Origin of the sequence: Seonamhaeicola algicola, assembly GCF_007997385.1 — a bacterium.
Lineage (GTDB): Bacteria > Bacteroidota > Bacteroidia > Flavobacteriales > Flavobacteriaceae > Seonamhaeicola > Seonamhaeicola algicola.
Window position 1 is genome coordinate 200,879 of record NZ_VOSC01000005.1, and the last position, 14,145, is coordinate 215,023.

The 14,145-nt window shown below is 32.3% G+C and carries 13 protein-coding genes; 8 read left to right on the forward strand and 5 right to left on the reverse strand.

Translation table 11 applies throughout. The features are described from left to right. The first annotated feature begins 1 nt into the window (after position 1). The 8 genes from FUA26_RS00890 (at position 2) to FUA26_RS00925 (ending at position 10,360) form a co-directional block, all read left to right on the forward strand. A complete protein-coding gene (locus FUA26_RS00890) occupies positions 2-1,309 on the forward strand; it encodes a (Fe-S)-binding protein (RefSeq protein ID WP_147130538.1) in 1,308 nt (435 codons plus the stop codon). A 19-nt stretch (positions 1,310-1,328) separates the two neighbouring features. Beyond that, positions 1,329-1,958 carry a hypothetical protein gene (locus tag FUA26_RS00895; RefSeq protein WP_147130540.1) on the forward strand — a complete coding sequence of 210 codons (630 nt, stop codon included), beginning with the start codon at positions 1,329-1,331 and terminating at the stop codon, positions 1,956-1,958. A gap of 15 nt (positions 1,959-1,973) precedes the next feature. After that, positions 1,974-2,753: a (Fe-S)-binding protein gene (locus tag FUA26_RS00900; RefSeq protein WP_147130542.1), complete on the forward strand. Its 780-nt coding sequence runs from the start codon at positions 1,974-1,976 to the stop codon at positions 2,751-2,753. A 25-nt stretch (positions 2,754-2,778) separates the two neighbouring features. Beyond that, positions 2,779-3,264, forward strand: coding sequence for an ABC transporter ATPase (locus tag FUA26_RS00905; protein ID WP_147130544.1), 486 nt, complete (start codon positions 2,779-2,781; stop codon positions 3,262-3,264). 78 nt (positions 3,265-3,342) lie between these two features. After that, on the forward strand, positions 3,343-4,566 hold the full coding sequence (gene serB / locus FUA26_RS00910) for a phosphoserine phosphatase SerB (protein WP_147130545.1): 1,224 nt from the start codon (positions 3,343-3,345) through the stop codon (positions 4,564-4,566). 128 nt (positions 4,567-4,694) lie between these two features. Continuing rightward, entirely contained in the window at positions 4,695-7,652 is a 2,958-nt protein-coding gene (locus FUA26_RS00915) for a glycoside hydrolase family 3 N-terminal domain-containing protein (protein WP_147130547.1), read from the forward strand. 20 nt (positions 7,653-7,672) lie between these two features. Then, entirely contained in the window at positions 7,673-8,812 is a 1,140-nt protein-coding gene (gene bshA, locus FUA26_RS00920) for an N-acetyl-alpha-D-glucosaminyl L-malate synthase BshA (protein ID WP_147130549.1), read from the forward strand. Between the two features lie 18 nt (positions 8,813-8,830). Beyond that, positions 8,831-10,360 (forward strand): GH3 family domain-containing protein, encoded by a 1,530-nt coding sequence (locus FUA26_RS00925; protein ID WP_147130551.1) that lies wholly within the window; start codon positions 8,831-8,833, stop codon positions 10,358-10,360. 4 nt (positions 10,361-10,364) lie between these two features. On the opposite strand, the gene FUA26_RS00930 is transcribed toward FUA26_RS00925, so the two are convergent. The 5 genes from FUA26_RS00930 to FUA26_RS00950 form a co-directional block, all read right to left on the reverse strand. Further along, entirely contained in the window at positions 10,365-10,910 is a 546-nt protein-coding gene (locus FUA26_RS00930; protein WP_246109044.1) for a hypothetical protein, read from the reverse strand. Between the two features lie 25 nt (positions 10,911-10,935). Continuing rightward, positions 10,936-11,355 (reverse strand): DUF1801 domain-containing protein, encoded by a 420-nt coding sequence (locus tag FUA26_RS00935; RefSeq protein WP_147130555.1) that lies wholly within the window; start codon positions 11,353-11,355, stop codon positions 10,936-10,938. A gap of 12 nt (positions 11,356-11,367) precedes the next feature. Further along, complete coding sequence (locus tag FUA26_RS00940) at positions 11,368-12,399, reverse strand: ThuA domain-containing protein (RefSeq protein WP_147130789.1); 1,032 nt, start codon at positions 12,397-12,399, stop codon at positions 11,368-11,370. A gap of 166 nt (positions 12,400-12,565) precedes the next feature. Then, positions 12,566-13,054 carry a porin family protein gene (locus FUA26_RS00945; RefSeq protein ID WP_147130556.1) on the reverse strand — a complete coding sequence of 163 codons (489 nt, stop codon included), beginning with the start codon at positions 13,052-13,054 and terminating at the stop codon, positions 12,566-12,568. A gap of 173 nt (positions 13,055-13,227) precedes the next feature. Next, positions 13,228-14,070 carry a UDP-2,3-diacylglucosamine diphosphatase gene (locus tag FUA26_RS00950; protein WP_147130558.1) on the reverse strand — a complete coding sequence of 281 codons (843 nt, stop codon included), beginning with the start codon at positions 14,068-14,070 and terminating at the stop codon, positions 13,228-13,230. Between the last annotated feature and the right edge of the window lie 75 nt (positions 14,071-14,145).

A 14,145-nucleotide genomic window follows, 5' to 3' on the forward strand; every position in this document is an offset into this window, starting at 1 on the left:
TATGCAATACCTACCAAATATCATTTTTGCTATCCTGCTAACTGTAGCTATAGGATATTTTGCAAAAAACGTAAAAAAGCTAATAAGAAATATAAAGCTTGGTCAAGATGTTGACGTTTCAAATAATAAAAAGGAACGCTTCAAAAACATGGCAATGATTGCCTTAGGGCAAAGTAAAATGGTAAAACGCCCCATTGCTGGTATTTTACACATTATAGTATATGTTGGCTTTATAATTATAAATATTGAAGTTTTAGAAATTATAATTGATGGGCTTTTTGGCACACATAGAGCTTTTTCGGGCATTGGCCCTATTTATGGCGTATTAATTGGCATTTTTGAAATTTTAGCGTTTTTAGTATTTGTAGCTGTAGTTATTTTTTGGATAAGACGAAACGTAATGAAACTTAGCCGTTTTTGGAAAAGTGAAATGACCACATGGCCAAAAAATGACGGTAACTTTATTCTTTATTTTGAAATGGTGTTAATGACGCTGTTTTTAGTTATGAATGCTACTGATGTTTCATTTCAAAACATGAATAATGGTAATGTAATTAGCCAATTTATTGCACCATTATTTAGTGGTATGCCAGAAAGCACGTTACATATTATAGAAAGAGCTGCTTGGTGGTTACATATAGCAGGTATTTTAATATTTTTAAACTATTTATATTTTTCAAAACACCTTCATATAATATTAGCATTTCCAAACACATATTACGGTAGTTTAAAACCTAAAGGTGCGTTTAATAATTTAGAGTCTGTTACCAAAGAGGTTAAAATGATGATGGACCCTAACGCAGACCCTTTTGCTGCCCCACCAGAAGGTGCTGAAGCAGCAATGCCCGCAAAATTTGGTGCAAGTGATGTACAAGATTTAAACTGGGTACAGCTTTTAAGTGCTTACACATGTACAGAGTGTGGTAGGTGTACATCGGCTTGTCCTGCAAACTTAACAGGTAAAAAACTGTCGCCAAGAAAAATTATGATGGACACCAGAGACCGTCTTGAAGAGGTTGGTAAAAACATTGATGCCAATAATGGCGAATTTAAAGATGATGGTAAACAGCTTTTAGGTGATTATATTACAAATGAAGAACTTTGGGCATGTACCACTTGTAATGCCTGTGTAGAAGAATGTCCAGTAAGCATCAATCCGTTGTCTATTATTCTAGAAATGCGTCGTTATTTAGTAATGGAACAAAGTGCAGCACCCGTTGAATTAAATAATATGATGACTAATATTGAAAACAATGGTGCACCATGGCCATATAACCAAATGGACAGATTAAATTGGAAAGACGAATAATTAACTAACCCCAAAATACATGAAAACCTTTTTTAAAGCACTAGCATTTTTAATAGCATTTTTGCCATTATCAATACACGCACAACAAGCTGAAGTTAAAGCAATGGTAGATAAAATGTTTGCCGATGTTTTAAATAAAGATTTTGAATCTTTACTAAATATGACACATCCTAAAGTGTTTGATTTAGTACCAAAAGAACAAATGCTACCCATTATAAAAAGTACGTTTGAAGGTAATGATGAGTTTTCAGTTGAATTACCAAAAGAAACGCCTTCTTATAAAATATCTGAAGTGTTTAAAGGCAAAAATAATAATTTAGAATATGCGTTTGTAACCTATGATATGGCTATGAATATGACCTTTAAAAAGCAAGAGTTTGACGAAGAATCAAAAAAAATGATGATTCCAATAATGAAAGCTCAAGGTATGGACGTAACGTTTACTTCAAGTAATAGTATGAACGTTTTAATGCGCGATAGATTAACCATTTTCTTAAAAGAAGATGCCACAAAAAACGAATGGGTTGTTGTTAATTATGACGCTAATTCACCGTTGTTTTATCAAGTATTATCGTCAGATTTACTTGAAGCAGCCAAAACTTATAAGCAAAATTTAATGTTTGAAAGTAAAAAGAAAACAGAGAACTAATTAAAACCATTGAGTATGACAGTTAAAACAATGGCAGAATTTATGGCCGAAGGCAAACAACCAGAAATTTTATTTTGGGTTGGTTCTGCAGGAAGCTATGATGATAGAGCAAAAAAAATAACAAAAGCATTTGTAAAAATTCTTAATAAAGCAAATGTAGATTTTGCAGTATTAGGCACTGAAGAAAGTAACACAGGTGATGTTGCCAAACGTGCAGGAAACGAATTTTTATTTCAAATGCAAGCCTTAATGAATATTGAAGTATTAAACGCTTATGAGGTAAAAAAAATTGTAACCTGCGATCCGCATTCATACAACTGTTTAAAAAATGAATACCCAAGTTTAGGCGGTAATTATAATGTATTACATCATACTCAATTTATACAACAATTAATAAAAGAGGGCCGTTTAACACTTCAAGGTAATTTATACAAAGGCAAACGTATTACATTTCATGATCCGTGCTATTTAGGAAGAGCAAACAATGAGTTTGATGCACCAAGACAGGTACTAAAAAACACCAATGCCGAAATTATTGAAATGAAACGCCACAAACAAACCGCATTATGTTGTGGTGCTGGTGGAGCTCAAATGTTTAAAGAACCAGAAAAAGGAGATAAAGACATTAATGTTTTAAGAACTGAAGATGCCCTTGAAACCAAACCAAATATCATTGCAACGGGCTGCCCGTATTGTAATACAATGATGACCGATGGTGTAAAAGCAAAAGAAAAAGAAGCCGAAATAAGTGTTTTAGATATTGCTGAACTTATAGCAAATTCTGAAGAATTATAACTTATGTAAATTCACAAATCATACAATGTTAGTAGATTTTAATACATTACCAGAAGCTTCAAGAGTCTGGATATATCAAGCAAACCGTTCGTTTACTGAAGACGAAATTGCTGAAATTTCATCAAAACTAGATACATTTATTGAAAACTGGACCGCGCATGGTGCAGATTTGCAAGCGGGCTATCAAATTAAATACAAACGATTTATAATACTGGGGTTAAATCAAAATTTAAATGCAGCTACAGGCTGTTCTATTGATGCTTCGGTACATTTTATTCAACAGTTAGAAAAAACATATAATGTTGATTTAATGGATAAAATGAATGTATCATACAAACAAGGTGCATTCATTGCCTATAAATCTTTAACAGATTTCAAACAAATGGCTAAAGACAAAGCCGTATCTAAAAACACCATTGTTTTTAATAATCTCGTAGCAAATAAAGCAGAGTTTGAAGAAAACTGGGAAGTTCCAGCAAGCGAAAGCTGGCACAGTAGATTTATCAAATAATTAATTCTGCATAAAATCACTTTTATATTTCAAATAGAATATTCATTTTTACAACCGTAAAAGTGAAACAACTAAATTATGGCTAAAGAAATTTTTTTACTAAATATTTCCGGACAAGATAAACCTGGTTTAACATCGGCATTAACGGCCGTATTAGCACAATACAATGCAAAAGTGTTAGATATTGGGCAAGCAAACATACATGATACGCTTTCTTTAGGAATGATGTTTGAAGTGAAATCTAAAAAAAAATCGGCAGCCGTATTAAAAGATTTACTTTTTAAAGCCTATGAGTTAGGTATTAACTGTAAATTCACACCAATTTCACTTGAAGATTATGAAGATTGGGTAAACCAACAAGGTAAAAACAGGTATATTGTTACTATTTTAGGTGAAAAACTAAAAGCAGAACAAATATCTAGAGTTACAGAAATAATTTCTGAAAAAAACCTAAATATTGATGCTATTAAGCGCCTAACAGGGCGTTTATCATTAGTAAAAAAAGACGATTATCCACGCGCATCTATCCAATTATCAATTAGAGGAAGAATTGATAACAAAGCTGAATTCACTGAAAAATTCATGCAAATATCACAAGAATTAGATGTTGATATTGCATTTCAAGAAGATAATATATTTAGAAGAAACAGACGCTTAGTGTGTTTTGATATGGATTCTACCTTAATCCAAACTGAAGTTATTGATGAATTAGCAGAATTAGCAGGTGTTGGTGAACAAGTTAAAGCCATTACTGAAGCAGCAATGCAAGGTGAAATTGATTTTAATGAAAGTTTCAAAAGACGCATGAAATTATTAGAGGGTTTAAGTGAAGATGTTTTACAAAATGTTGCTGTTAACCTACCAATAACTAAAGGAGCCAGACGTTTAATTGATACACTTAAAAACTACGGGTTTAAAACTGCTATTTTATCTGGTGGTTTTACATATTTTGGCCATTACTTACAAAAAGAATTGGGTATAGATTACGTGTATGCTAACCAATTAGAAATTAAAAATGGTGCTTTAACAGGTAATTATTTAGGTGAAATTGTAAACGGTGAAAAGAAAGCTGAATATTTAAAACTAATTGCCGAAAAAGAAGGTATTGATATTAGCCAAACTATAGCAGTAGGTGATGGGGCTAATGATTTGCCAATGCTTAACCTTGCTGGTTTAGGTATTGCGTTTCATGCAAAACCAAAAGTAAAAGATAATGCACAAAGCTCAATATCAAGTATAGGTTTAGATGGTGTGCTGTATCTTTTAGGCTACCACGATAGGCATATCGATTTAATAGAGTAACCCAAAACGTGGTTAATTTCTTATTTATAAAACTATCTTAAAGTCTTTTTATCTTGTTGCTAAAAGTAGTATTTTGGCATGATTATTAGTGTAAATAAAACAAAGCTAATAAGCCAAAACATACATGTATGCGTCAAATCTTTCTATATAGTTTTTACTTATTTATTTTCAGTGCATTATATGCACAAAATACACCAAACCCATTATTAACAAATGATGCCGAAGCCCAAAAAAAATGGGTTGATAGTATTTATAACAGCATGTCTTTAAAAGAAAAAGTAGGGCAGTTGTTTATGGTGCAAGTAATGTCTAACCAAAGTTTAGCTGAAAAAAATAAGGTAGTACAACTCATTCAAAAATCGCATATTGGTGGTATTATTTATTCAACTGGTGGCCCAGTAAGGCAAGCAAAACTTAATAACGAATTACAATTTGCGGCCAAAGTACCTTTACTTATTGGTATGGATGCAGAGTGGGGTTTAAGCATGCGTTTAGATTCTACGTATGCATTTCCTTGGAATATGACTTTGGGAGCCATTAAAGATACTAAATTAGTTGAACGCGCAGGTAAACATATAGGCGAGCATAACAAAAGGTTAGGGGTACATTTTAACTTTGCACCTGTTGTAGATATTAATACAAACCCCAACAATCCAATAATTGGAAATCGTTCTTTTGGCGAAGATAGAGATAACGTAACAGAAAAAGCATTAGCCTTTATGAAAGGTATGCAAGGTGCCGGCGTTTTAGCAAATGCAAAACATTTTCCTGGTCATGGTGATACTGAAACAGATTCTCATAAAACCTTACCAAGTATTAATTTTGATGAAAAACGCATAGATTCTATTGAACTTTACCCATACAGAAAGCTTATAAAAGAAGGCCTTTCTAGTGTTATGGTAGCCCATTTAAGCGTACCAAGTTTAGAGCCTCGAACAAATTATCCTTCGTCTTTATCTAAACACATAGTTACTAATATTTTAAAAGAAAAGCTAGGTTTTAAAGGCCTTATATTTACTGATGCTTTAACAATGAAAGGAGCTGCAGATTTTGCAGAAAAAGCCGTTGATGGTATTGCTCCTAAAACAATGCCTAAAGGTGGCGAGGTTGATTTAATGGCCTTTTTAGCAGGCAATGATGTTATGTTAATGTCTGAAAACCCCGAGCAAGCCATTAACAGATTTGTTTATGCTTACAACAATAAAATAATTTCTGAAGATAGATTAGCACATTCCGTTAAAAAAATACTTCAAGCAAAATACAAAGTTGGTTTAAACAATTATAAGCCCATTGGAATTCATAATTTAGTTGAAGATTTAAACAGACAAAAAGATGATATCTTATACGAAGAACTAATTGAAAACGCTGTTACAGTTGTAAAAAATAGTGATAATTTATTGCCTTTAATGCAGTTAGAAACTAAAACTATAGCATATGTTCAAATGGGTGATGATGATGGAAGTGTTTTTTATAATGAACTTAAAAAATACACTAAAGTACATCACATAAAATCTGATAAATTAGATGATTTATTACATAAATTAAAGGCTTACAATACCGTAGTTATAGGTTTGCATCGTTCTAACGCAAATCCATGGAAATCTTATAAATTTACAAATCAAGAAATTGTTTGGTTACAAGAAATAGCTAGAAACCACAATGTAATTTTAGATGTTTTTGTGCGTCCGTATGCATTATCAAGCATAAAAAGTATAGAAAACATAGAAAGTATAGTTGTTAGTTACCAAAACAGTAAAATAGCTCAAGAAAAATCGGCTCAAATAATATTTGGCGCATTACCTGCTAAAGGAAATTTACCAGTTTCTGTTGGGCATTTTAATGAAAATGAAGGAATTCATTACAATCAAATAAGCCGTTTAGGGTATACCGTACCAGAACGTGTGGGCATGAGTTCAGAAAAATTAAAAAAAGTAGATTCTATAGCAAACCTAGCCGTTAATGGTAAAATGACACCAGGTATACAATTATTAATAGCCAGAAAAGGCAAGGTTGTTTACAATAAAAATTTCGGAAAGCATACTTATGAAGGCAAACAAAAAGTAACGTTTGATGCTATATATGACGTAGCTTCACTAACAAAAATATTAGCCACGTTACCATTACTAATGGAGTTAGAAGAACAAGGTATTGTATCTTTAGATACTAAGTTGTCTCAAATATTACCTGCATACAAAACCAGTAATAAAGCCAATATTACAATAAAGCAAATGCTATCGCATTATGCAAGATTACGTCCTTGGGAGCCTTTTTATTATCATACTTTAGATAGTGTAACAAAAAAGCCAAGTAAAAAATATTACCGTTCAGAAAAGAGTGATCAGTTTAATATTGAAGTCACTAAAAATCTATATTTAAGATCTGATTATCAAGACTCTATTCAGAAAATAATTAAAGATTCAGATTTGTTAGACCGACTACGTTATAGGTACAGTGATTTTCCTTATTACATTCTAAAGAAATTTATTGAAACACATTACGACAAACCTTTAGACGAGTTAGTACAAGATCATTTTTATCAGTCATTAGGAGCAAACAACACGCTTTATAATCCGTATTATAAAATAAGCAGCAAAAAAATTGTACCTACTGAAATTGATGATTATTACCGTCACCAAAAAGTACATGGTTTTGTACATGATATGGGGGCTGCAATGCAAAACGGTGTTGGTGGGCATGCAGGTATTTTTAGTAATGCTAATGATGTGGCTAAAATTATGCAAATGTTTTTACAAAAAGGTTTTTATGGCGGTAAGCGCTATTTTAAACCAGAAACAATAGATAAGTTTAATACCTGTTATTTTTGTGAAAATAAAAACAGACGCGGCGTTGGTTTTGATAAACCACAGCTAGATGAAGAAGGGCCAACATGTGGCTGTGTGTCTATGACAAGTTTTGGGCATTCTGGTTTTACAGGCACCTATGCTTGGGCTGACCCAGAAGCCGATTTAGTGTATGTGTTTTTAGCAAATAGAACATACCCAAATGCAGGCAAAAATTTATTGCTAAGAGAAAATATAAGAACAGAAATTCAACGCTTTATTTATGAAGCTATTGAAGAAAATTAATAAAGCTTAAAATATAACCAATGAAAATAGGCATAGTTTGTTACCCAACATTTGGTGGTAGTGGTGTAGTTGCAACAGAGTTAGGGTTAGAACTTTCTAAGCGTGGGCATGAAATTCACTTCATAACATACAATCAGCCCGTTAGGCTAGAGTTAATAAGTAATAACGTGCATTATCATGAAGTAACTGTACCAGAGTATCCATTATTTCATTATCAACCTTATGAGTTGGCTTTGTCAAGTAAATTGGTAGATATGGTAAAGCTTCATAATATTGAAATTTTACACGTACACTATGCAATACCGCATGCTTATGCTGCGTACATGGCAAAAAAAATGCTAAAGGAAGAAGGTATCCATGTGCCTATTGTAACAACACTACACGGTACAGATATTACACTGGTTGGCAGTCATCCGTTTTACAAACCAGCAGTTACTTTTAGCATAAACAAATCTGATGCTGTAACGGCCGTTTCTCAAAGTTTAAAAGATGATACTTTAAGGTTATTTGATATTAAAAGCACAATTAATGTAGTACCAAATTTTATTGATTTAGAAAAGTATAATAACCACAGTTTTACAGATTGCCAACGTCATATTATGGCAAATGAAGACGAGAAAATAATTACTCATATAAGTAATTTGCGCCCTGTAAAGCGTGCGCATGATGTTATTAGCGTGTTTTATAATATTCAAAAACAAATTCCTGCTAAACTAATGTTTATTGGTGAAGGTCCTGAAAAAGAAAATATTGAAAAGCAATGTGCAGATTTAGGTATTTTAGATAGGGTTATTTTCTTTGGAAGAAGTAATGAAATTGATAAAATATTATGTTTTAGTGATTTGTTTTTACTACCATCATTAACCGAAAGTTTTGGCTTAGCAGCTCTTGAAGCTATGGCATCAGGGGTTCCTGTAATTTCAAGTAACACCGGCGGCATACCCGAAGTAAATGTACATGGTTATTCAGGGTTTTTAAGTGATGTTGGAGATATTGATGATATGACAAAAAATGCACTTCATATTTTAAGTGACGATGAACGATTGAAAACATTTAAAGATAATGCCCGAAAAGAATCGTTAAAATTCGATTTGCATAAAATAGTACCACAATACGAAGCTATTTACCAAGATACTTTAAGTAAATGTTTAGTACTTTAATAATTTAAAAACACATACATGGCCGTTTTAGGAAGTTTAATTAAAGGTTTTATTGAGTTGTCTGATACGTTTTCTTCGGAAACAAATCCTGTTGAATCTCAAAAAAATGTATTAAAAGAACTTTTAACAACAGCAAAAAATACGGCTTTTGGTAAACATTATAATTTTGAGGCCATTTTAGCCTCAGAAAATATAGAAGAAGCCTTTTCAAAAGCAGTTCCGTATTTTGATTATCATAACATGTACCAATCATGGTGGTATAAATTACATGATGGCCAAATCAATGTAACATGGCCAGGAGATTTAACGTATTTTGCTTTAAGCTCTGGCACAACAGGTAAAACCAGTAAACGAATTCCTGTAACTGATGCTATGATAGCTGCCATTAGAAAATCAGGAATTAAACAAGTTTTAGCTTTAAAAAACTTTGACTTTCCAGCAGATTTTTTTGAAAAAGAAATTATGATGTTAGGCAGCTCAACCGATTTAAATGAGCATAACGATTTTCTTGAAGGCGAAATTAGTGGTATAAGTGCAAGTAATATTCCTTTTTGGTTTAAAGGTTACTATAAACCCGGTGAAAACATTGCTAAAATTGATGATTGGGATACACGTGTTTTACAAATAGCTAAGCGTGCAAAAGATTGGGATATTGGTGCATTAAGTGGTATTCCGTCATGGATTGAGTTAATGCTTCAAAAAGTAATAGACTACCATAATTTAAATACCATTCATGATATTTGGCCAAACTTAACAGTTTATACATCTGGCGGTGTAGCTTTTGGCCCTTATGAAAAGAGTTTCCACGCTTTAATGGGAAAACCAGTTACGGTTATTGATACCTATTTGGCTTCCGAAGGCTACTTAGCTACCCAAACAAGGCCTGAAAGCTCAGCTATGTCACTAAATACCAACCATGGTATTTATTTTGAGTTTGTGCCGTTTAAACCAGAATTTATAAATCAAGATGGTTCTTTAACTCAAAATGCACCAGTTGTTACTTTAGAAAATGTTGAATTAGAACAAGATTATGTGCTAATTATAAGCACTGTTAGTGGTGCATGGCGCTATTTGATAGGAGATACCATTGAGTTTACTGATATTGAACGTGCTGAAATTAAAATTACAGGCAGAACAAAATTCTTTTTAAACACTGTAGGCTCTCAATTATCTGTTAATAAAATGGATGCAGCTATGAAAACTTTAGAAAACACGTTTTCTACTAAAATTACAGAATATACCATTTGTGCTAAACGTGCCGAAGATAATGAGTTTTATCATTTTTGGTACATTGGAGCAGATAATACAAATTTAAATGAAACTGATGTTGCTATAGCTTTAGATGATGCCTTAAAAACAGCTAACAAAAATTATAAAGTAGCCAGAAGTAAAGCATTAAAAGGCGTAAAAGTTACATTGGTAAGCCCTGATATGTTTTATGAATGGAACGCTAAAAACAAGAAAAAAGGCGGACAAGTTAAAATGGAACGCGTTATGGGAGAAGAAACTTTTAAGGCTTGGGAAACGTTTATAAAAGCACAATACTAATTTTTTATGTGTTGTTGCGGTTGTTAACCAATTCCATAATTTCTTCAGGAGATAAATAGTATTTTTTTATGCGTTTTTTATAACTTTCAGTAATATCAGCGTGGTTTAAAATAAAGTTTTTTGTTTTCAAAATAAAAGCCTCCATTCCTTGGTTTACAGCATACGTATCGGCAGTTCTTTCAGCTTCAATTATGTGCTTTTCAAACAGTAAGTATTTAATACCAAATTGTATTAAATTGAAATTACTACGGGTTTGGTAATCCATTATATGCCCTAATTCATGTCCAATCCAACCTGTAAAAACATCAGAAGGTATATGTTTTGTTAAAAACGTTTTATCGGCTATTTTAAAAGTTTCACTAATTAAAATAATATAGCTTCTTTTATGTTTTGGTTTAAAAAAACTACCCAATTTAGGTTGAGCCTGCATGGTAGATTTTTTTATGTTTTTTTTGAATTTAAATTCAATAGGTGTGTTTTCTAATTCAGGAAAATATAGTAGCGCTTTTTTTACTTCGCTTGTTATGTTTTTGGGTATTTTATGCAGCAATATATTCTTTTTTATAAAGATACTATTAAATACCTAGAAATGGCAAGTGTTTAACTTTATGATATGTTAACGTTGCTACAATACACGGTTTTAAAAGGGTTTTTGGCAGTGTGTCATTTAAATTTAAAACAATAGCTCTGTTTCCATTAAAGTTTAGCATGTTTTTGTACAACAACCTAAATGTGGTTACTAGTTTACTATTGCATTGAAAGTAAATGTGGTATGTGTTGGGTGTTTTAGCTTTCCAATCTATTCTTAATGTGCTTCCGTGTTTGGTTATGTAACTAGGTTCTCCCCATTTTAAGGTTTCTTCAAGCGTATCTATTTCTTCAATATTTTTTGCTACATCAATTATAAATTCTCTTAAAGCATCCATTTTAGGTTTTACATGTTCTGGATAGCTATTAAAAACAATACCAACATTTTTATTTGTAATTAGTTTCACCGTAAATTGAGTTTAAGGTTTGTGTGTCCACTTTCTAACGCTAATGCTATCAGCTGTTGGAAAATCTTTAGGAATTTTTTGCGTTACATTACCTGTTGCAGCCCATTCTGCACCACGTTGAAATGTTGTAATAAAACCGGCACATTCAAATGAGTAGTCCATATGCCCAAGTGCAGAATGAAATACTCTGCCTTTACCATAGTTAATAGCCATAAGCATAGGTTCATGCCTGCCAGTTCCGGTTACATCTTTTTTCCATGGCGGCGCATTTTTTTCAACATCAGAATAAGCGGTAGCTAAAATAGTCATGTTGTTTCCAGGACCACGCATTCTATCATAAAGTTCATCTTTTGTGTGTAACCAAAGTTTAGGTAACCCTTTCATTATTGGATGATTTTCAGCTCTGGTTTGAATTTGAAATTCATATTGAGCACCATGTGAAGCGCATATACCCTCAGATGGGTCGTGTTCAACTTCATTAGCATTGTTATAAAAAATATACGGGCCCGTTTTTGCATCTCTATCGCCCCAAGCGCCCAAACCAATCATTTTGTTGTATTCATCCCATTGCCCCCAAGCGTTATTGGCCGCGTGAACAACTACTAAACCACCACCGTTTTTCATGTAGTTTTCAAAATTTGTTTTGGTAGTTTTTGGCCAATTTGAAGATTTCCAACCTAAATTATTAATGACCAAATCATAGTTGTCAAAATCTGGATTAAAATCAGGATCTTCTTTTGGTTCTTCAACGGGTGTTCTATTCACACCGTCATTTAAGGGGTATAAGGTAAGTAGCTCATTAATATCAGTAACGCCTTCAATTTCATTATAATGTGGCCCAATCCAGGTGTATGCTTTTCTGTTAATATCAACTTCAAAAAGGCCTGTTTCTTCTAAATAACTTTTCATCATAAATGTTGTTTTAGGCCATACACCATGGTTGTTTTCGCCATCTAAAATTAATGCTTTTAGTTTTGGTTTTTGTGATGTTTCAGGTTGCTTGTTAGTGTTGTTTTTACAATTAATAATTAAAAGTGAAAACATTAAAAGATAACAAAAGTGTTTAAGATTCATGGTGTAATATTTAGTGTAATTGAACTTTAAATATAAGTATTTAAGCTTAGTTGGAAGTTTAAATTATTTCACCGGGAAAAATTATACAATAAAAAAAGCGCCATAATTAGGCGCTTTTGAATATTTTTGGTGTTTTTTAGAATTGATAGCGTATACCAAGTGCAATATCAAAATCTAAATCGTTGTTATCATAAACATCATCTCCAAAGCCAATTTCGGGTCTGAAATCTAAAGATAATTGTAACGGAATATCAAAATCATATTCAATACCAATATCACCAGCGGCAAAAATAAAGGTGTCAGTAACATCATTACCAGGTGTTTCTATGCTGAAAGAGCCAATACCACCACCAGCACCAACATACCAGTTAAAGTTACCATCTAAAGGCATAACCCATTGGTATAATCCGGCAAGTTTAAAACCATCATAATTATTTCCGTCTCTCCAGCCTAAATCAAATTCTAACCTGTTGTTATCACCAAGTGCTCTTTGGTATGAAATTTCGGCCCCAAAGCCATCGCTATCACCTAAGCGTAAGCCTAATGCGTTTTCTGATATGCTTTGAGCATTACTAGTAAATACCAATGCTAAAAGTGCAACTGTTGTAATAAAAAGTTTTTTCATAAAGATTGTTTTTTGTTTTAATTGATGTTCTAATACTAGATACGTTAAAGTATCGTTTTTAGATTTTTGTCAAAAATAAAGCCAAAAACAATTTTACATGTATCTTTTATTTTAAAAAACGAAACATAATTTATAAGATGCTGATTATTAGTTTCTTGAGTGTGAGGTGTGTTTTACTTTTTTTCGTGTTTATCAACAATGGTAATGGCAGCAATTAAATCTTTTACTTCAAGGTCTTCCATAGACTCATCAATGTAAAAAGGTGCTAATTTATCTTTATTGTAGTTGTATATTTTCCAGCGTTTAAATTGGTATTCTAGGGCGGTAAAGTTTTCAACCCAATCGCCAGAGTTTAGGTACATGGTTTTACCATGTTTGTTTTCTTTGTATTCCATTTTTGGCTGGTGTATGTGGCCACAAACCACATAATCGTAACCGTTTTCAATGGCTAAATCAGATATTACGGTTTCAAAATCATTAATAAATTTAACCGCTTTTTTAACGCTATTTTTTATTTTTTTTGAGAAAGAATAACGCTCTTTACCACGTTTTTCTAAATACCAATTAACAAGTCTGTTTATTAGAATAAGTAAATCATACCCATAGCCACCTAGTTTTGCAACCCATTTTGCTTGTTGTATTGAAACATCAAACACATCGCCATGAAAAAACCACCCTTTTTTACCATCTAAATTTAAAACAAGTTTATCAACTATGGCAATATTACCAATGCTTGTACCACTAAATTTGCGTAGCATTTCATCATGATTTCCAGTAATGTAGAAAATTTCAACGCCATCAGAAGCCATGTCCATTATTTTTTTAATCACTTTTAAATGTGATTTGGGGAAATAACGTTTGCTAAATTGCCAAACATCAATAATATCACCATTAAGTATTAATTTTTTAGGTTCAATGCTGTTAAGGTAAGTAAGTAAATGTTTAGCGTGGCATCCGTAAGTTCCTAAGTGAACATCTGATATTACGGCAATTTCTATTTTTCTTTTTACTTTCAATATGAGGGAGTTAATGGTTTATACAAATAACAACTTTTACTATTATGTAATCATTAACCTATAATTATTTATATA